Origin of the sequence: Saccharothrix longispora, from assembly GCF_031455225.1 — a bacterium.
Classification (GTDB): domain Bacteria; phylum Actinomycetota; class Actinomycetes; order Mycobacteriales; family Pseudonocardiaceae; genus Actinosynnema; species Actinosynnema longispora.
In genome coordinates this window covers 8,192,729-8,210,739 of sequence record NZ_JAVDSG010000001.1, presented here as the reverse complement: position 1 = coordinate 8,210,739, position 18,011 = coordinate 8,192,729, and the positions used below count along the sequence as shown (strand labels likewise).

At 72.1% G+C, this 18,011-nt stretch carries 23 protein-coding genes; 12 read left to right on the top strand and 11 right to left on the bottom strand.

The genetic code is table 11. The features are described from left to right. Window positions 1-5: 5 nt before the first annotated feature. Entirely contained in the window at window positions 6-614 is a 609-nt protein-coding gene (ctaE, locus tag J2S66_RS36260) for an aa3-type cytochrome oxidase subunit III (RefSeq protein WP_306746983.1), read from the bottom strand. 84 nt (window positions 615-698) lie between these two features. Here ctaE and J2S66_RS36255 point away from each other — a divergent pair, with 84 nt between their 5' ends. The 4 genes from J2S66_RS36255 (at window position 699) to J2S66_RS36240 (ending at window position 3,576) form a co-directional block, all read left to right on the top strand. Continuing rightward, window positions 699-1,091 (top strand): hypothetical protein, encoded by a 393-nt coding sequence (locus J2S66_RS36255; RefSeq protein ID WP_306746984.1) that lies wholly within the window; start codon window positions 699-701, stop codon window positions 1,089-1,091. 52 nt (window positions 1,092-1,143) lie between these two features. After that, on the top strand, window positions 1,144-1,554 hold the full coding sequence (locus J2S66_RS36250) for a hypothetical protein (RefSeq protein ID WP_310314134.1): 411 nt from the start codon (window positions 1,144-1,146) through the stop codon (window positions 1,552-1,554). Window positions 1,555-1,559: 5 nt separating this feature from the next. Beyond that, entirely contained in the window at window positions 1,560-2,615 is a 1,056-nt protein-coding gene (gene trpD / locus J2S66_RS36245; RefSeq protein ID WP_310314130.1) for an anthranilate phosphoribosyltransferase, read from the top strand. A gap of 277 nt (window positions 2,616-2,892) precedes the next feature. After that, on the top strand, window positions 2,893-3,576 hold the full coding sequence (locus tag J2S66_RS36240) for a lysophospholipid acyltransferase family protein (RefSeq protein WP_310314125.1): 684 nt from the start codon (window positions 2,893-2,895) through the stop codon (window positions 3,574-3,576). A gap of 71 nt (window positions 3,577-3,647) precedes the next feature. On the opposite strand, the gene J2S66_RS36235 is transcribed toward J2S66_RS36240, so the two are convergent. Together J2S66_RS36235 and ctaC are read right to left on the bottom strand one after the other, a co-directional pair. Then, the gene (locus J2S66_RS36235) at window positions 3,648-4,064 is read right to left on the bottom strand and encodes a cytochrome c oxidase subunit 4 (protein ID WP_310314122.1); all 417 of its coding nucleotides are present in this window, start codon (window positions 4,062-4,064) and stop codon (window positions 3,648-3,650) included. 12 nt (window positions 4,065-4,076) lie between these two features. Then, the gene (gene ctaC / locus J2S66_RS36230) at window positions 4,077-5,012 is read right to left on the bottom strand and encodes an aa3-type cytochrome oxidase subunit II (RefSeq protein WP_310314118.1); all 936 of its coding nucleotides are present in this window, start codon (window positions 5,010-5,012) and stop codon (window positions 4,077-4,079) included. Window positions 5,013-5,207: 195 nt separating this feature from the next. Between ctaC and asnB the strand changes: the two genes are divergently transcribed. Next, window positions 5,208-7,136, top strand: coding sequence for an asparagine synthase (glutamine-hydrolyzing) (gene asnB / locus J2S66_RS36225; protein WP_306746990.1), 1,929 nt, complete (start codon window positions 5,208-5,210; stop codon window positions 7,134-7,136). Window positions 7,137-7,238: 102 nt separating this feature from the next. Then, window positions 7,239-7,406: a hypothetical protein gene (locus J2S66_RS36220; protein WP_310314112.1), complete on the top strand. Its 168-nt coding sequence runs from the start codon at window positions 7,239-7,241 to the stop codon at window positions 7,404-7,406. Between the two features lie 53 nt (window positions 7,407-7,459). Here the strand turns inward: J2S66_RS36220 and J2S66_RS36215 are convergent, their stop codons facing one another. The 3 genes from J2S66_RS36215 to J2S66_RS36205 form a co-directional block, all read right to left on the bottom strand. Then, a complete protein-coding gene (locus tag J2S66_RS36215; protein WP_310314109.1) occupies window positions 7,460-8,281 on the bottom strand; it encodes a DUF1963 domain-containing protein in 822 nt (273 codons plus the stop codon). Window positions 8,282-8,371: 90 nt separating this feature from the next. Then, complete coding sequence (locus J2S66_RS36210) at window positions 8,372-8,743, bottom strand: HesB/IscA family protein (RefSeq protein WP_310314106.1); 372 nt, start codon at window positions 8,741-8,743, stop codon at window positions 8,372-8,374. Between the two features lie 87 nt (window positions 8,744-8,830). Further along, on the bottom strand, window positions 8,831-9,847 hold the full coding sequence (locus J2S66_RS36205; RefSeq protein WP_310314102.1) for a glycerate kinase family protein: 1,017 nt from the start codon (window positions 9,845-9,847) through the stop codon (window positions 8,831-8,833). Between the two features lie 42 nt (window positions 9,848-9,889). On the opposite strand from J2S66_RS36205, the gene J2S66_RS36200 reads away from it, so the two are divergent. Next, on the top strand, window positions 9,890-10,528 hold the full coding sequence (locus J2S66_RS36200; RefSeq protein WP_310314099.1) for a DUF3043 domain-containing protein: 639 nt from the start codon (window positions 9,890-9,892) through the stop codon (window positions 10,526-10,528). Window positions 10,529-10,556: 28 nt separating this feature from the next. Here the strand turns inward: J2S66_RS36200 and J2S66_RS36195 are convergent, their stop codons facing one another. The 3 genes from J2S66_RS36195 to J2S66_RS36185 all read right to left on the bottom strand — a co-directional run bounded on the left by J2S66_RS36195 (window position 10,557) and on the right by J2S66_RS36185 (window position 12,831). After that, window positions 10,557-11,645 (bottom strand): hypothetical protein, encoded by a 1,089-nt coding sequence (locus J2S66_RS36195; RefSeq protein ID WP_310314096.1) that lies wholly within the window; start codon window positions 11,643-11,645, stop codon window positions 10,557-10,559. A 134-nt stretch (window positions 11,646-11,779) separates the two neighbouring features. Then, complete coding sequence (locus J2S66_RS36190) at window positions 11,780-11,980, bottom strand: DUF397 domain-containing protein (RefSeq protein WP_310314094.1); 201 nt, start codon at window positions 11,978-11,980, stop codon at window positions 11,780-11,782. An 11-nt stretch (window positions 11,981-11,991) separates the two neighbouring features. Further along, on the bottom strand, window positions 11,992-12,831 hold the full coding sequence (locus J2S66_RS36185; protein ID WP_310314091.1) for a helix-turn-helix domain-containing protein: 840 nt from the start codon (window positions 12,829-12,831) through the stop codon (window positions 11,992-11,994). 150 nt (window positions 12,832-12,981) lie between these two features. On the opposite strand from J2S66_RS36185, the gene J2S66_RS36180 reads away from it, so the two are divergent. Next, complete coding sequence (locus J2S66_RS36180; protein WP_310314088.1) at window positions 12,982-13,215, top strand: hypothetical protein; 234 nt, start codon at window positions 12,982-12,984, stop codon at window positions 13,213-13,215. A gap of 33 nt (window positions 13,216-13,248) precedes the next feature. Then, window positions 13,249-14,235, top strand: coding sequence for an aldo/keto reductase family protein (locus J2S66_RS36175; protein ID WP_310314086.1), 987 nt, complete (start codon window positions 13,249-13,251; stop codon window positions 14,233-14,235). 21 nt (window positions 14,236-14,256) lie between these two features. Here the strand turns inward: J2S66_RS36175 and J2S66_RS36170 are convergent, their stop codons facing one another. Next, on the bottom strand, window positions 14,257-14,472 hold the full coding sequence (locus J2S66_RS36170; protein ID WP_306747001.1) for a hypothetical protein: 216 nt from the start codon (window positions 14,470-14,472) through the stop codon (window positions 14,257-14,259). A 77-nt stretch (window positions 14,473-14,549) separates the two neighbouring features. Here J2S66_RS36170 and cobU point away from each other — a divergent pair, with 77 nt between their 5' ends. Genes cobU through J2S66_RS36155 form a run of 3 tightly spaced genes read left to right on the top strand, consistent with a single transcriptional unit; the run spans window position 14,550 to window position 16,875 of the window. Further along, window positions 14,550-15,104 carry a bifunctional adenosylcobinamide kinase/adenosylcobinamide-phosphate guanylyltransferase gene (gene cobU, locus J2S66_RS36165; protein ID WP_310314083.1) on the top strand — a complete coding sequence of 185 codons (555 nt, stop codon included), beginning with the start codon at window positions 14,550-14,552 and terminating at the stop codon, window positions 15,102-15,104. Between the two features lie 3 nt (window positions 15,105-15,107). Next, complete coding sequence (cobT, locus tag J2S66_RS36160) at window positions 15,108-16,145, top strand: nicotinate-nucleotide--dimethylbenzimidazole phosphoribosyltransferase (RefSeq protein WP_310314080.1); 1,038 nt, start codon at window positions 15,108-15,110, stop codon at window positions 16,143-16,145. A 28-nt stretch (window positions 16,146-16,173) separates the two neighbouring features. After that, window positions 16,174-16,875 carry an adenosylcobinamide-GDP ribazoletransferase gene (locus J2S66_RS36155; protein ID WP_310314077.1) on the top strand — a complete coding sequence of 234 codons (702 nt, stop codon included), beginning with the start codon at window positions 16,174-16,176 and terminating at the stop codon, window positions 16,873-16,875. Window positions 16,876-16,887: 12 nt separating this feature from the next. Here the strand turns inward: J2S66_RS36155 and J2S66_RS36150 are convergent, their stop codons facing one another. Continuing rightward, window positions 16,888-17,988, bottom strand: a complete 1,101-nt coding sequence (locus J2S66_RS36150) for a branched-chain amino acid aminotransferase (RefSeq protein ID WP_310314074.1) — start codon at window positions 17,986-17,988, stop codon at window positions 16,888-16,890. Window positions 17,989-18,011 lie beyond the last annotated feature (23 nt).

The window sequence follows — 18,011 nt, the reverse complement described above, 5'->3', positions numbered from 1 at the left end:
GCTGGTCAGGGCACGATGTAGATGACGGCGAACAGGCCGATCCAGACCACGTCGACGAAGTGCCAGTAGTACGACACGACGATGGCGGAGGTCGCCTGGGCCGGCGTGAACTTGCTCAGCTTCGTGCGGACCAGCAGGTAGCCGAACGCGATCAGACCACCGATCACGTGCAGGCCGTGGAAGCCGGTCGTCAGGAAGAACACGGTTCCGTACGCCGAGCCCGGGATGGTCGTGCCGTTCTCGACCAGCTCGATGTACTCGTACGCCTGGCCGCAGACGAAGATCGCGCCCATGATCAGCGTGACGAGGTACCAGCGGCGCAGCCCGAAGACGTCACCGCGCTCCGCCGCGAAGACACCCCACTGGCAGGTGAACGAGGACGCCACCAGGATGGTCGTGAAGACCAGGGCGTAGGGCACGTTCAGGTGCGTGGGCGCGGGGGGCCACGGTCCTTCGTTCTGGGCCTTCACCGTGAAGAACATGGCGAAGAGCCCCGCGAAGAACATGAGCTCACTGGACAGCCAGACGATCGTGCCGACGCTGACCATGTTCGGGCGGTTCAGCGAGTGCACGCGCTGGCCGATTGAGGGCGCTGCCGTTGTCACACGACGCATTATTGCTTGCAGGTTTTCGCCTCGCCCATCGGGTCCGGGGCGGTGCCGCAGGTCATCTGGGTCACACACGTGGTGGGGAGCGGCATGGGACTGCTGGAGCGGTTGCGCGATCGCCTGTTCGGGCGCGGCGAACCCGCACTGCGGATCGATTCACCCGGCCTGGTGGTGGTCGTGGAGGCGTTCGACCTCGTGGAGGCGGACTCGGCGGTGCTGGCGCGGTCGCCGGAGTGGCGGTCCGGCGAGCCCGCGGTGCTGCGGCACCACCTCGTGCTACCTCCTGACCAGGTGGAACGCGCGCGCGAGCTGCTCGCGCCGGACGGCTGGGAGCTGGTCGTGGGCGAGCGCGTGCACGCCCTGCGGGTGCAGGAGCTCGACGCGCTGCACTGCGCGCAGGAGCGCGCCAGGATGGCCGGCCTCGCCCAGCGGCTGGGTGGCGACTGGATCGGGTGGGATGCGCTTCAGGTCACACACCGCTAGCCGGATAACATCTGCGTCACCTGGCACCCGACCCGGCCGGAGGATCGCGCACATGAGCACGCAGACGACCAAGATCCTGGTGTTCAGCCACCGCCCCGAGGTGCGTGAGACGATCATCACTGCGGTGGGTCGCCGTCCCGCGCCGGACCTGGGCCGCGTGGAGTACGTCGAGGTGGGCGGCATCGCCGATGTCCTGTACGAGATGGACAACGGCGGCGTCGACCTCGCCATCCTCGACGGCGAGGCCCAGCCCGCCGGCGGCATGGGGCTGTGCCGCCAGCTGAAGGACGAGATCACCGACTGCCCCCCGATCGTGGTGGCCGTGCGGCGCAAGGACGACCGGTGGCTGGCCACCTGGTCGCAGGCGGAAGCGGTGCTCGTGCACCCGCTCGACCCGCTGGCCGCCGCCGAGACCGTGGCCGAGGTGCTGCGCTCGACGGCACTGCCCGTCGTCCGGGGCTGATCGCCGTGGCCGACCGCACCTGGCCGTTACTGCTCAACCAGCTGATCGACCGGGTCGACCTGGGCGAGGCCGACACGGCCTGGGCCATGGACCAGGTCATGACGGGCGCGGCGACCCCGGCGCAGATCTCCGGGTTCCTGGTCGCGCTGCGGGCCAAGGGCGAGACGCCCGAGGAGGTCGACGGCCTGGCGCGGTCGATGCTCCAGCACGCCCGGCGGTTCACCGTGGAGGGGCGCGTCGCCGACATCGTCGGCACGGGCGGCGACAACTCGGGCTCGGTCAACATCTCGACGATGGCGACGCTGGTCGCGGCGGCCGCGGGTGTGCCGGTGGTGAAGCACGGCAACCGCGCGGCGTCGTCGAAGTGCGGCACGGCGGACGTGCTGGAGGCGCTCGGCGTGGCCATCGACCTGCCGCCGCTGGGCGTGCAGGAGACGGTGGCCGAGCTGGGCATCGGGTTCTGCTTCGCGCCGGTGTTCCACCCGGGCTTCCGGCACGCCGGCGTGCCGCGGCGGGAGATCGGCATCCCCACGTCGTTCAACCTGCTCGGGCCGCTGACGAACCCGGCGCAGCCGACCGTCGGCCTGATCGGGTGCGCTCGGGCGGCGGCGGCACCGCTGATCGCGGGCGTGTTCGCGCGGCGCGGCAGCACGGCGCTGGTCGTGCGCGGCGACGACGGGCTGGACGAGATCACCACGACCACCACCACGACCGTGTGGGTGGTCGACGGCGGCGAGGTTCGGGAGGACCGGGTCGACCCGTCGGCACTGGGCATCGCGCCCGCGCTGCCGGAGGACCTGCGCGGCGGTGACGCGACGCTGAACGCCGAGGTCGTGCGCGACCTGGTGGGAGGCAAGCCGGGACCCGTGCGCGAGGCCGTGCTGCTGAACGCGGCGGGCGCCATCGCGGCCCACGCGGGCCTCTCCGGGGACCTGCACGCGGACCTGGCGGCCGGCCTGACCAAGGCGGCCGGGGCGGTCGACTCGGGCGCGGCGGCGGCCCTCCTCCGCCGCTGGGCGGCCCGCTCCACCGAGCTGAAGCGCACCCTGTCCGACTCCTGACCCGAACGCAGAATTCAACGCTCCTGAACGCAGGACTCGCGCGACCTGAACTTACGACTCGCGCGACCTGAACTTACGACTCGCGCGACCTGAACTTACGACTCGCGCGTGTCGTGCGTTCGCGGCCCGCGTGTCGTGCGTTCGGGCCGGGCGTGTCGCGCGTTCAGGGCGCGAGAGTCCTGCGTTCGGGAGGCTTGAGTTCTACGCTCGGGGGGGTTCGCGAGACTCCGGCCACCTTTTTCACCGCCGGGTAACAGGGGACGGTCATGCTGTGGGCATGCTCTACACGGTGATGAAGCGGGTGGTGGCGCCCACCGCGCGGATGGTCTACCGGCCGCGGGTCGAAGGACTGGGGAACGTGCCCGCCGAGGGGCCGGTCATCCTCGCCCCGAACCACCTGTCGTTCATCGACAGCATCGTCATCCCGATGGTGGTGCCGCGGCGGGTGTCGTTCCTCGCCAAGGCCGAGTACTTCGAGGGCTCCGGCCTCAAGGGCGCCCTTTCCCGGTACTTCTTCGGCTCGCTGGGCCACGTTCCCGTGCGCCGGGGTATCGGGAGGGCGGCACGGGCCTCGCTGGACACCGCGAAGGAGATCCTGGACGGCGGTGGCGCGTTCGCCATCTACCCGGAGGGCACGCGGTCCCTGGACGGCCGCCTGCACCGCGGCCGCACGGGTGTGGCGCGGATGGCGCTGGAGTCCGGTGCGCCCGTGGTGCCGGTCGGCATCATCGGCACCGACCAGGTGCAGCCGGTGGACGCGAAACTGCCTCGCATCAGGCCCGTGACCATCCGGTTCGGCCGGCCCCTGAACTTCGACCGGTACGCCGGCATGCACGAGTCGCTGCCGGTGCTGCGGTCGGTCACCGACGAGATCGTCTACCGGATCCTGGAGCTGTCCGGGCAGGAGTACGTCGACCGCTACCAGAGCAGTGGCGGCGGGAGCGGGCAGCAGGCCGCCTGAGGGCGGCAGAGGGTGAAATACGACGAAGGCCACCACCCCCGGAGGAGTGGTGGCCTTCGCCCAAGAGCAGGTCACTCGTGGCTCGGGCCCGTGTGGTACTCGAACACGAGGCCGCCGATGGCGATCAGCAGCAGCACGACCGCGATCACCAGCAGCCACACGTGCCAGAACGCCAGCGCCACGCCCGCGACCGCCGCGGCGGCGGCCAGGCCGATCGGCCAGTAGCTGCCGGGGCTGAAGAAGCCCAGCTCACCGGCGCCGTCGCTGATCTCGGCGTCCGCGTTGTCCTCGGGCCGCACCTCGATGCGCCGGGCGACGAAGCGGAAGTAGGTGCCCACGATCAGGGCCAGGCCACCGGTGAGGGCCAGCGCCACCGTGCCGATGGGCTCGACGGCGTCCGTGTCCGCCCACGTCCAGTAGCCGTAGACGACGGCGATCAGGAACGAGAACGCCATCACCAAGTCGAAAATGCGGGCTTCGACCTTCATCGCGGCCTCCTCCTACTTACCCGCGCCGGACGACGCCTCGCGGACGGTCCGGTCGGTCTCGAAGGGCGTGGTGGTCACCGCGTACGGCGTGCACAGCTCGCCGCAGTCCATCTCGGTCAGCGCCTCGGCCGCGGTGTAGGGCGTGCCGGTCTTCTCGTTGGTCTGCTGGCGCAGTTCCATGTACCGGTCGAAGTCGGCCGACTCCAGCGCCCTGACCTCGAAGTTCATCACCGCGTGGTAGGTGCCGCACAGCTCGGCGCACCGACCGACGAAGGACCCCGTCCGGTCGATCTGGTCGATCTGGAACTCGTTGTCCTGGTTGTTCTTCTTCGGCTGCGGGAAGACGTCCCGCTTGAAGTGGAACTCCGGCACGAAGAACGAGTGGATGACGTCGGTCGACTCCAGCCGGAACCGGATCGACTGGCCCTGCGGCACGACCAGCAGCGGGATCTCGCCGGACGAGCCGACCGTGCTCACCGGCAGGTCGGACGTCCCGGTCTTGTAGTCCGGGTAGCGGAACTCCCAGTTCCACTGGAACGCGACCACGTCGACCGTGACGTCCGGGTCCTCGCTCTGGTCGTTGACGTAGTTCTGCGTCACCGCGGTGAAGTAGAACAACACCGCCACGATGACCGTCGGGACGACGAGCAGGACCAGCTCCAGCGGCAGGTTGTAGGCGACCTGGCGGGGCAGTTCCTCGCTCTTCTTGCGGTGGAACGCGACCGACCAGAGGATCAGGCCCCACACGATCACGCCGACGGCGAGAGCCGCGACGACCGACCAGGTCCACAGCTCGCGCATCGCCTCGGCCTGGGGCGTCACAGCCACCGGCCAGCCGAAGCGCAGCACCTCTTCCGTGGAGCAACCCGTGGCCCCGACGCCGACCAGGCCGACCAGCCCGGTGACCTTCGCCAGCCGCGCTGCCCTGGTGCCCTCCTTCAGGCCCACTGCTCGCCGCCTCCTCGCTCAAAGCTTTGCGGGCAGGGGATGTGGTTGCACCCCATGCCGGATCATGCGGGAGCGTAGCCCAGGACACGGCAGGTCACCCGCCGGGGGCCGCCCCCGTGCGGTGCAGTTTCGGTCACACGGAGGGGTCCCGGCATACTGGGGGCTTAACCACACGACTCGAAAGGTGTCTACCGCGTGTGTGGCCTGGTAGGACTGGTTTGCCCTAGTGAGCACGAGGCCGAGCGGGCGCGTTCGGCGGTGGCGGGCGCCCTGCGCTGCATGCGGCACCGCGGCCCGGACGAGAGCGGCACCTGGCAGGGCGGTGAGGTCGTCTTCGGCTTCAACCGGCTGTCGATCATCGACATCGAGCACTCGCACCAGCCGCTGCACTGGGGTCCGCCCGAGGCGCAGGGCCGGTACGCGATCCTGTTCAACGGCGAGATCTACAACTACGTCGAACTGCGCGCGGAGCTGACCAAGCAGTTCGGCGCGGTGTTCGCCACCGACGGCGACACCGAGACGATCGTGGCGGCCTACCACTACTGGGGCCCGACCGCGGTGGCCCGGCTGCGCGGCATGTTCTCGTTCCTGATCTGGGACAAGGCGCGGCGCGTGGTGTTCGGCGCGCGCGACCCGTTCGGCATCAAGCCGCTGTACTACGCGGCCGGCCCGGGCGGCGTGGCGTTCTCCAGCGAGAAGAAGTCCGTGCTGGAGCTGGCCCCGGCCATCGGCATCCAGCCGGAGGTGGACGAGAAGGCCCTCCAGCACTACTTCATCCTCCAGTACGTGCCGGAGCCGGAGTCGCTCCAGACGCACGTCCACCGCATCGAGTCCGGCACCTCGTTCACCCTCACGCCGGGTGGCCGGCCGGTCGTGGAGCGGTACTTCCCGGCGACGTTCCGGCCGCGCGCGGTGCGCGGGCAGGCCGACGAGGACCGCCTGTACGACGAGATCACCGAGGCGCTGCGCGACTCCGTCGCCAAGCACATGCGCGCGGACGTGACGGTCGGCTCGTTCCTGTCCGGCGGCATCGACTCGACGGTCGTCGCGGCGCTGGCCAAGGAGCACAACCCGGACCTGATCACGTTCACCACCGGGTTCCACCGCCAGGGCTACTCGGAGATCGACGTGGCCGCCGAGTCGGCCGCGGCGATCGGGGTGAAGCACGTGGTCAGGGCGGTGACGGCGCAGGAGATGATGGACGCGCTGCCGCTGATCACCTGGTACCTGGACGACCCGGTGGCCGACCCGGCGCTGGTGCCGCTGTGGTTCATCGCCCGCGAGGCGCGCGAGCACGTGAAGGTCGTGCTGTCGGGCGAGGGCGCGGACGAGCTGTTCGGCGGCTACACGATCTACCGCGAGCCGCTGTCCCTGGCCCCGTTCGAGAAGGTGCCGGGCGCGCTGCGCAAGGCCATGGGCCGGGTGTCGACGAAGATCCCGCAGGGCGTGCGCGGCAAGGACCTGCTGCGGCGGGGCGCGCTCACCCTGGAGGAGCGCTACTACGGCAACGCGCGGATCTTCATGGACGACCAGCTGCGGCAGGTGCTGCGCACCTACGACCCGCGGGTGTCGCACCAGGACGTGACGGCGCAGCCCTACCGCGAGTCGGCGAGCTGGGACCCGGTCACCCGCATGCAGCACGTGGACCTGTTCACGTGGCTGCGCGGCGACATCCTGGTCAAGGCCGACAAGATGACGATGGCGAACTCGCTGGAGCTGCGGGTGCCGTTCCTGGACCCCGAGGTGTTCAAGATCGCCTCGCAGGTGCCGTCGGAGCTGAAGCTGACCCGGGAGACGACGAAGCACGCGCTGCGCCGCGCGATCCGCGACATCGTGCCCGCGCACGTGCTCAACCGGCGCAAGCTGGGCTTCCCGGTGCCGATCCGGCACTGGCTGAAGGACGAGATGCACGACTGGGCCGTGGACCACGTGCGCCAGTCGCAGACGGACCGGTACATCGACAAGGGCGCGGTGCTGCGGGTCATCGAGGAGCACCGGTCGGGCGTGGCGGACAACAGCCGCCGCATCTGGGCCCTGCTGGTGTTCATGATCTGGCACGGCATCTTCGTGGAGGGGCGCATCCGGCCGGTCGTGCCGGAGCCGCACTACCCCGTCAAGCTCTGACGTCCGCCGCGGACCGGCTCGCGAAGACGATCGGCCCTACCGGGCGGTAGTACCACCCGGTAGGGCTTTCGTCAAGCAGTTCACGCGCATACGGTCGTCAGCGTGAGGAACACCGAGGAACACACGCTGGCCGAGCTGATCGAGGACTGCACCGCGCTGCCCGAGGAGCTGATGGGGCGACCCGCCGAGGCCCGGGAGTCCCGGGCGGTGGCGTGGGAGGTCGACGATGCCCACTACGCGCAGGTCGCGGAGCTGGAAGCCTACGTCTGAGCAGCGGGTTCCCGCCCCGGTGACCCGGGGTGGGAACCTCCCGGCCGCCCCGCTCACACGTTGATGTCGGTGCTCACCATGGTCCGGTCGAAGCGGGCGACGCCCAGGTCTTCGCGGGAGATGCACCACATCGAGCGGCCGGTGTTCCCGTACCCCTTGAAGGTCGTGGCCCACTCGGCCAGTTGGCGCCAGTCCTCGGACCCGGCGTACCGCTCCTCCTCCAGTTGGGCGCTCAACGCGTCCTGCGAGTCGAGCGCGTAGCCGCCCAGCGCGAAGACCGCGTCGTCCTCGTCGAGGATGGACGCGAAGCTCTGCAGGTCGTACCGCCGGAACGCCTCGCGGTACTCCTCGCTGCGGCGGACCGCGGTGGACTCGTCGGCGGGGAAGGCCCAGCGGCGGGTCCACCGGATCGGGAAGGGCCCGGTGGGGGACTCGCCCCCCGGGTACTCGTCCTCCTCGTCCTCCGGGTCCTCGGGGGGCACCCGCTCGGAGGTCACCGCGCCCACCGGGACGTGCACCACCCGGCCTTGCCGCTCCGGCGGCGTGCAGGACCGGCAGTAGCAGTCCTCCTCGTAGTCCGTCCCGAAGAAGAGCAGGGCGCCGTCCGTCGGGAGGGGGAAGTCCGGCAGGTCACGCGGCAGAGTGGCGCAGTCGATCGACACCACGAGGTCGAGGCCCCCGTCCCACTCGACGTCGGCGGGGAGCCGGGGGTACCCGCCGTAGGTCCCGGCGACCGGCACGCCCGCCGCGCGGTGCGAGTCCTCGTACCGGTGGAACAGCAGCTGGGGACGGGCCAGCCCGAGCCACCAGTCGACGACCGGCTCGGGGGTACCGCGCTCCAGCGCGGCCCGTCGGAAAACCTGAAGATCATTCATGGCCCGCATGGTGCCAGGGAGCACCGACGGCCACCGGGACGCGAAAGGCCCCCGCCGGAGCGGGGGCCTTTCGCGTGGAGCCGCGGTCGATCAGTGGAACGAGTCGCCGCAGGCGCAGGAACCGCCCGCGTTCGGGTTGTCGATCGTGAAGCCCTGCTTCTCGATCGTGTCCACGAAGTCGATCACGGCGCCCTCGACGTACGGGGTGCTCATGCGGTCGACGGCCACCTTGAGGCCGCCGAAGTCGCGCAGGGCGTCGCCGTCCAGCGTGCGCTCGTCGAAGAACAGCTGGTAGCGCAGGCCCGCACAGCCGCCGGGCTGTACGGCGATGCGCAGGTGCATGTCGTCGCGGCCCTCCTGGTCGAGCAGCGCCTTGGCCTTCACGGCCGCCGCGTCGGTGAGCGTCACGCCGTGGGTCGGCGGGGCGTCAACAGGAGTGGTGGCTGCGTCAGCGGTCGTCATAGCTCTCCCTCAGAGGTCCTTTGCGGGCGTCTATTCCCTGGCAACACGGGCGGTACCCGCTTTGTTCCTCCCCCCATGCTCCCACAGCTACCGGGAACGGAGGTGTGACCACTGCCTCGCCACGTGTCCGGCCAGGTCGGCGAGGGTGCCGGCCGGGTTCGCCAGGCTCGCCTCGACCGACCCGGCGTGGTCGGCCACGGCGTAGCTCTCGGCCACGCCGGCGGCCGAGGCCTCGCGCCGACCCACCGAGACCTGGCCGGCGAGCACCACGCACGGCACGCCCCGGTCCGCCGCGCCGCGCGCCACGGCCGTCACCAGCTTGCCGCGCAGCGACTGCCAGTCGAAGCTGCCCTCGCCGGTGACGACCAGGTCGGCCCGGTCCAGCGCCGCGTCGAGGCCGGTGAGGTTCCGGACCAGGCCCGCACCCGACTCCACGGTCGCACCGAGGGCCATCAGGGCGGCGCCGAGGCCGCCGGCCGCGCCCGCGCCGGGCAGGTCGCGGACGGCGGCCAGCTCGTCCATGCCGGCCAGCCTCGCCTCCAGCCGTTCCACCGCCTCCGGGGACGCGCCCTTCTGCGGGCCGAACGTGCGCGCGGCGCCGTGCGGGCCGAGGAGGGGGTTCTCCACGTCGGCCGCCGCGACCAGGCGGGCGGTGACCGGCAGCACCGCCTCGCGCAGGCCCGCGCCGCCGTCCGTGGTGCCCGAGCCGCCGAGCCCGACGACGATCACGCGCGCGTCGCGGGCCGCGTTGAGGAGTTCGCCGACTCCCCTGGTGGTGGCCGTCTCGGCGGAGTCCGCCCGCCGGTCGGCCGGGACGAGGTGCAGGCCGCACGCCTGCGCGGACTCGACGTACGCGGTGCCGTCGTGCTCCAGCCAGGTCGCCTCGACGGGGGTGCCGAGCGGGCCGGTGACGGTCGTCACGCGCAGGTCACCGCCGAGGGCGGCGTGCAGGACGTCCACGAACCCCGGTCCGCCGTCGGCGAGCGGGCGTCGGTCCAGGTGGTCGCCGGGGGCGGCGCGCAGCCAGCCGTCGGCCACCGCGCGGGCGACCTCGCGGGCGGTCAGGGTGCCGCCGAAGCAGTCGGGGGCGATAACAACTCGCACCTCGCGAACAGTACTTATCGGGGCATCTCCTACTCTGGTCAGGTGAGGTTCCTGCGCCGCAACGCCGACGAAGCCGCCGAGACCGCCCCCGAGGTCGAGACCTCCGACTCGGAGGTGACCTCAGCGGACCCGTCGCGCACACCCGGCAAGGGCAGGCCGACGCCGAAGCGCCGCGAGGCGGAGGGCAAGCGCCGCGGCCCCGTGCCGCCGCCGCCCCGCACCCAGAGAGAGGCGCTCAAGCGCTCCCGGGGCAGCAAGGTGTCGAAGGAGGAGCGCCGCGCCGCGGCCGTCGAGCGGCGGCAGCGGATGATGGCGGGCGAGGACAAGTACCTGCTCCCCCGCGACCGCGGCCCGGTGAAGGCGTACATCCGCGACGTGGTCGACTCGCGCCGCAACCTCATGGGCCTGTTCATGCCGCTGGCGATCCTGGTGTTCGTGGCGCTGCTGGTGCCGTCACCGGCGATCCAGCAGTACGCGACCCTGCTGACCACGTTCATGCTGCTGGCGATGATCGTGGAGGGCTTCGTGCTGGGCCGCCTGGTCACCCGCCGGGTGCGCCTGAAGTTCCCGAACGACACCACGCGCGGCCTGTCGATCGGCTGGTACTCGTTCATCCGGGCCAGCCAGCTCCGCCGCCTCCGCGTCCCGAAGCCGCGCGTGGCCGCGGGCGCGAAGGTCTGACGCGCGGAGGTCCGACGCCGGTGGCGGGTCAGGCGCGGTAGGGCAGGAGCAGCGCGTCCCACTGCGCCTTCAGGGCACCCCCGTTGTCGCTGAACCACTCGTCCGCGGGGTCCACGGCCCTCCGGACGGCGACGCGCGCGGGCCTGCCCGCCGTCAGGGACGCCAGTCCGGCCCGGAGCGGGTCGGGGAGCGTGTTCGCGGGCAGCGCGGCGAGGAGCGCCGCCATCGCCGGGCCGAACGCCGCCGCGCCCGCCACCACCAGCCCCGCGTCCACCGGGGCCGGGGGCAGCACGACGTCGTCCTCGACCTCGTCGACCAGCGTGCCCTGGAGCGCGGGCTGGTGCTCCCGCCGGTACGGGTTGGGGCGCGCGGAGACGACGTAGCGGTCCAGGCCCGCGCCGTAGAAGAGCACCTCGGTCTCGTTGCGCGACCGCCGGGCCGCGACGCCCATGGGGAACAGCACCTCGACGTCGTCGGGCGTCACGACGCTGTCGCGCGGCACCAGGAACGACGAGATCGTCCGCGCGTGCCCGCCGACACCGCCGAAGATCAGCGCGGACACCGTGTCGTCGCCGTTGTGCAGGAGCGCGGCCTCGCTGGTGGCGAGCGACAGCATGTCGGAGGCGTCCGAGTTCTCGCCCATGTGCTTCCCCGCGGTGGAGAGGGTCTCGCGCGGCCAGGCGCCGGCGCGCCGGTGCGCGCTCCACGTCGTCGTGATGCCGCTCTTGGGCGCCAGGTGGGCCGGGTCGGCGAAGCGGACCGCCGGGACGAAGAGGTCGTGGGCGAGTTGCTCCAGCAGGTCCGCCGGGACGGCGGCGAGGGTCGCGGCGTGGGCGGTCAGCTCGGCGAACGTCGCTTCGCGGTGGGCCGCCAGCCAGGTGAGGAGCGCGGCGCGTGCGGGCGAGGCGGAGTGGTCGGTCGCGGGTCTGGGGCTCCGCGTGCGGCTGAACCGGGACGTGCCGTCGGGGTTGTCGGCGATCAACGCGTAGGCGTAGCCGTCGTAGCCGAACGCGGGGGTGCCCGGCCTGGTCTCGCCCGCGTCGAACAGCACCTCCTCCGAGCTGACGACGTTCACGTTCTGCGCGTTCGACGCGGTGGTCACGGTGACGATCCGCACGGCGGTCTCCTTGCCCGGGGGGTGTGCCCGAGCGGGCACGATGTGGGAGACCGGCGGCGCGGCCGGCGGATACACCGGAGGCCGGCCGTCACCCTGATGGAGCAGCCCCGGACCGCACCACCGCGGCGCGGGCCTCAGTCCCGGCGCACGTGGTCCAGGAACGCCGCGAAGGCCGCGCCGGGGAAGCGCAGGACGGGTCCGGCGGGGGCCTTGCTGTCCCGCACCGCCCGTCCGGCGTCCAGGCACGCCAGCTCGACGCACTGGGCGTCGTTGCCGCTGTTGGTCTTGCTGCTCTTGCGCCAGCGGACACCCGACAGGTCGGTTTCGGTACCCATGGTCTCGACTCCTAGGTGTCGGCGAGGTCGCTGATCCTGCGGTCGAGTATCCCGAGCGATCCCACTTCCGGGACAGCCGTGTCCCACGCCTGGTCGAACGCGGCGATGTAGGGCGCGGTGGCCTTGATGTAGTCGGGCCGCATCAGCGACGCGACGTAGGCGATCCTCTTCCCCGGTTCGACGTGGAGCAGGGTGAACGGGCAGCCCAGCGCCGGGACGATGCCGTTCGCGGTCGACCTCGGCAGCACGCGGAACCGGACGTTGGGCATCCGGGCGACTTCGCGCAGGTGTTCGAGCTGGCGGCGGAGGATTCCGGGGCCGCCGTTGGAGCGGTGCAGCGCGTCCTCACCCAGTACGACCCAGACGCCGGGACCACCGGGGCGGACGACCTTGCGGCCGCGCGCCGCCCGTTCCTCGGCGAGCCCGAGCACGTCCGACGCGACGATGACGGGTGACGTGGACAGGGCCGCGAACGCGAACTCGGCGGTCTGGAGCAGGCCGGGGACCTCGTTGTAGACCATGCGGATCTCGGACGCGCGCCGTTCGAGCGAGACGTACTGCCGGGACGAGTTCACGTTCTTCGCCGGCGTGGCGCGTCGCCGGGCGATCGTCGCCAAGCCCCGCAGCTCGTCCACCCGCGCCGGCGGGACGCGGTACCGGGCGATCATCCAGTCCTCGTCCTGCGGGCGGGGCGCGATGATGCCGTTCTCGATCTTCGAGAGCTTGCCGAAGTAGCCGCCGAGCCCCTGGTCCGCCTCGCCGAACCCGATCCCGGCGGCCTCGCGCAGTTGCCGGGCCAGTTCGCCGAACTGGAGGCGGGCGATGACGGGGTCGAACTCCTCCTCTGCCACGTCGGGGAGTCTCTCGCGGCGAGCCGCGTCGACCGGTCAGGATCGTGTCACCTGATCGGTTGGACATCCCGGCAAATCAAACCGATCGCCTCTCGACGGTGGTCAACTTTGCCTTGCTTACCCCAAGTGGACACAACCGAGGACGGGCGCATGTTGAGCACGGTGCTGGGCGGCAAGGTCGCCTCGTGGGCGAGTTTCACCGACGGGATGACGCTGCGGTGCGAGGTCGGCCCCGACGTGGCCGAGTTCAGCTTCGCGGGCGGTCAGCTCGAAGCGTCGTTCACGCGGGACGCGCTGGTGACGCTCATCGCCAGGAGCCAGGAGGCCCTGGCCGCGCTGGACGGGTCCCGGGAGCGGTCGGCGGGCGACCGGCGAGTTCATTAGCAACCCGAACGACCCGGTACTAGGCTTGGCGGCATGGAGTTCCGACGCCTCGGCCGCAGTGGCCTGAACATCAGCGAGATCTCGTACGGCAACTGGCTCACCCACGGTTCCCAGGTCGAGGAGGACCAGGCGACCGCCTGCGTCCGCGCGGCGCTCGACGCGGGCATCACCACGTTCGACACCGCCGACGTGTACGCCAACACGAAGGCCGAGGAGGTGCTCGGGCGCGCCCTCAAGGGCGAGCGCCGCGAGTCCCTGGAGGTCTTCACGAAGGTCTTCTGGCCGACGGGCCCCGGCGGCCCCAACGACAAGGGCCTCGGCCGCAAGCACATCTCCGAGTCGATCAACGGCTCGCTCAAGCGCCTCCAGACCGACTACGTCGACCTCTACCAGGCCCACCGGTTCGACCGGACGGTGCCGCTGGAGGAGACGATGCTCGCGTTCGCCGACCTGGTCCGGCAGGGCAAGGTGCTCTACATCGGCGTCTCCGAGTGGAACGCCGAGCAGATCGCGCGCGGCGCGGAGCTGGCGCGCGAGCTGAAGGTGCCGTTCATCTCCAACCAGCCGCAGTACTCGATGCTGTGGCGCGTCATCGAGTCGCAGGTCGTGCCGACCTCCGAGCGCGAGGGCATCAGCCAGATCGTCTGGTCCCCGATCGCGCAGGGCGTGCTGACCGGCAAGTACCTGCCGGGTCAGCCGGTGCCCGAGGGCTCCCGCGCGACCGACGCCACCGGCTCGAAGTTCATCCAGCGCTTCATGAGCGACGACGTGCTGGAGAAGGTGCAGCGGCTCAAGCCGCTGGCCGAGGAGGCCGGGCTCAGCCTCGCCCAGCTGGCCGTCGCCTGGGTGCTCCAGAACCCGAACGTGGCGAGCGCGATCATCGGCGCGTCCCGTCCCGAGCAGGTGCACGAGAACGTGAAGGCGGCCGGCGTGAAGCTGGAGGACGAGCTGCTGGAGAAGATCGACGCGGTGCTCGGCGACGCGGTCGAGACCGACCCGCGGCTGACCGTCACCCCGTGACGCGCGCCCTGTCCCCGGCCGCTACCGGAGCTGGTCGTCCCCGGCCGGGGACAGGGACATCGGGCCGTAGACCTCGGCTTCGCTGCGCAGCAGCGTCACCCGGGCGACGCCGGCCTCCCGCAGCTCCTCCCACGACGTGCCGAACCACTCCTCGGCCTCCGTCTGGTCGACGAACGCCACGACCGGGCCGTCGACCTCCTGCCCCTGCTCGTCCTGGTACCGCCAGCGGTACTCCACGACGGCCTCCTCGCGCTGCGTGCTGCGGGTAACGTTCCCGGTCAGGCTATGTCCTCGTGGAACGGATGGGGTGCGGTGTGACGCGTCGGACACTGGTGCTCGGCGGCGCGCGGTCGGGGAAGTCCGCGCACGCGGAGGGGCTGCTGACCGACGACGTCGTGACCTACGTCGCGACCGGCCGCCGCTACGCCGACGACGCGGACTGGGAGCAGCGGATCGCGCGGCACGTCGCCCGCCGACCGACCACGTGGACGACGGTCGAGGCGTCCGTCGCCGGCGACCTGACCGCCGTGCTCACCGCGACCCTCGGCACCGACCCGCCGATCCTGGTGGACGACCTGGCCACGTGGCTCACGGGCGTCATGGACGACGCGGGCGCGTGGGACGGGACCGGTGACCTCGGCCGGGTCGAGGACGAGTGCGCCGCGCTGGTCCGCGCGGTGGCCGGGACGCGGACCCGGCTGGTCCTGGTGTCCGCCGAGGTCGGGCTCGGCGTCGTGCCCGGCACCCGCTCTGGCAGGCTCTTCCGCGATCACCTCGGCTCGCTCAACGCGCGGCTGGCCGAGGTCTGCGACGAGGTGCTGCTGGTCGTCGCCGGAATCCCACTGCGACTGCGCGAAGCCCGGAGGTAGTCGGTGACCATCGAGTTCCCGTCCGTCGAGCCCCCCAGCGAGGCCGCACGCCGCGAGGCCGTCGCCCGCCACGCCGTGCTCACGAAGCCCGCCGGGTCGCTGGGCAGGCTGGAGGAGCTGGGCGCCTGGGTGGCGGCCTGCCAGGGCGAGTGCCCGCCGCGACCGTTCACCCGGCCCCGGGTCGTGGTGTTCGCGGGCGACCACGGCGTGGCGAAGCACGGCGTGTCCGCCTACCCGAGCGAGGTCACCGGCCAGATGGTGGCCAACTTCCTGGCGGGCGGCGCGGCGGTGAACGTGCTGGCGAACGTGGCCGGCGCGACCGTGCGCGTGGTGGACGTGTCGGTCGACTCCGACACGGCCGTGGGCGACCTGAAGGTGCGCCGGGGCTCCGGGTCGATCGACCGCGAGGACGCCCTGACGCCCGAGGAGGCGGTCAAGGCGGTCGAGATCGGCCGCAAGCTGGTGGACGACGAGGTGGACGGCGGCGCGGACCTGCTCATCGCGGGCGACATGGGCATCGGCAACACCACGCCCGCCGCCGTGCTGATCGCCGCGCTGACGGGCGCGGAGCCGGTCGCCGCGGTGGGTCGCGGCACGGGCGTCGACGACCAGGGGTGGATGCGCAAGACCGCCGCGATCCGCGACGCGCTGCGCCGCGCCCGTCCGGTGATCGACGACCCGGTGGCGCTGCTGGCGGCGGCGTCCGGGGCGGACATCGCCGCGATGGCCGGTTTCCTGGCGCAGGCGGCCGTGCGGCGCACGCCGGTGATCCTCGACGGCGTGGTCGTCGGCGCGGCGGCCGTGGTGGCCGAGGAGCTGGCGCCGGGCGCCCGCGAGTGGTGGGTGGCCGGGCACCGGTCGGCGGAGCCGGCGCACGCGCTGGCGCTCAACCACCTGGGCCTGGAGCCGCTGCTGGAGTTCGACATGCGGCTGGGCGAGGGCTCGGGCGCGGTCGCGGCGCTGCCGCTGGTGGTGATGGCGACCCGCGTGCTGGCCGAGATGGCGACCTTCGAGAACGCGGGCGTCTCCGGACCCGCCTGATGGGCACCCGCGTGATGGGCACCCGCTGATGCGGTTGGCACTGTCCTGGCTGACCGTGCTGCCCGTGCGCGTCGGTGACGTCGACGCGCGGGCGGCGCGGCGGGCCATCGCCTGCGCGCCCCTGGTCGGCGTGCTGCTGGGCGCGGTCGTGGTCGCGCTGCTGCGCCTGCCGCTGCCACCGCTGCTGGGCGGGTTCCTGGTGGTGGGCTTCCTGGCCCTGGCCACCCGGGGGATGCACCTGGACGGGCTGGCCGACACCGCCGACGGCCTGGGCTGCTACGGCCCGCCGGAACGCGCCCTCGCGGTGATGAAGGACGGCGGGGCGGGGCCGTTCGCGGTGGTCGCGCTGGTCGTGGTGCTGGGCGCGCAGGCCGCCGCGTTCCCGGTCGTGCCGTGGCCCGCGGTGGTGCTCGCGCTCGTGGCGGGCCGCGCGGCGTTCCTGCTGTGCTGCCTGCGCGGGGTGCCCGCGGCCCGGCCCGAGGGCCTGGGCGCGCTGGTGGCGGGCAGCCAGCCCGCGTGGGTCGCCGCGCTGTGGTGGACCGCGCTGGCCGCCGCCGGGTTCCTGGTGGACCCGTGGCGCGGCCCGGCCGCGGTGCTGCTCGCGGCCGGGCTCGTGCTGCTCCTGGTGGCGCACACGCGCGAGCGCTTCGGCGGGATCACCGGCGACGTGCTCGGCGCGGCGTGCGAGACGGCCACGGTGGCCGTGCTCGCGGTGTGCGCGCTGGGGTAGGCGGTCGCCGGGTCAGGCGATCGTGGTCATCCAACCGTGCTCGTCGGCCACCCGGCCCTGCTGGATGCCGGTGAGGTGGTCGCGCAGCCTCGTCGTCACCTCGCCGGTCAGGCCGCCGGAGACGTCGAACTCGCCGCTCGCGTGCTTCACGTGGCCCACCGGGGTGATGACCGCGGCCGTGCCGCAGGCGAAGACCTCGGTCAGCTCGCCCGACTCGGCCTTCTTCTCCCACTCCTCGGTGGAGATCCGGCGCTCCTCGACGGCGTAGCCGAAGTCCCGCGCGACGCGCAGCAGCGAGTCCCGGGTGATGCCGGGCAGCAGCGCGCCGGACAGCTCGGGCGTCACCACGCGGGCGTCGTCACCGGAGCCGAAGACGAAGAACAGGTTCATCCCGCCCATCTCCTCGACCCACCGGCGCTCCACCGCGTCCAGCCAGACGACCTGGTCGCAGCCCTGCTCGGCGGCCTGCGCCTGCGCCACCAGGGACGCCGCGTAGTTGCCCGCGAACTTCGCCGCGCCCGTGCCGCCGGGCGACGCGCGCACGTACTCGGCGGACAGCCACACCGTCACCGGCTTCACCCCGCCCGCGAAGTACGACCCGGCGGGCGAGGCGATCAGGGCGAAGAGGTACTCGGACGCCGGCCGCACGCCGAGGCCCTTCTCCGTGGAGATCATGAACGGCCGCAGGTACAGCGACTCGTCGGCCGCGGACGGCACCCAGCGCTCGTCGACGGCCACCAGTTCCCGGATGGCGCCGAGGAACAGCTCGTCGGGCAGTTCGGGCATCGCCATGCGGCGGGCCGAGGCGCGGAAGCGCTCGGCGTTCGCCTCGGGGCGGAAGGACGCGATCGTGCCGTCGGGCCGGCGGTACGCCTTGAGCCCTTCGAAGATCGCCTGGCCGTAGTGCAGCACCATCGCCGCCGGGTCCAGTTCCAGCGAGCGGTACGGCTCGACGGTCGCGTCGTGCCAGCCCTGCTCGCGATTCCAGCGGATCGTCACCATGTGGTCGGTGAAGTGCTGCCCGAAGCCCGGCTTCGCGAGTACCTCCGCGACGCGCTCCGGGGTCGCCGGCTGCGGGTGGGAGGTCCGGGTGAAAGGCAACGCTGTCGTCATGACAGCACGATAGCCGCCGCGAG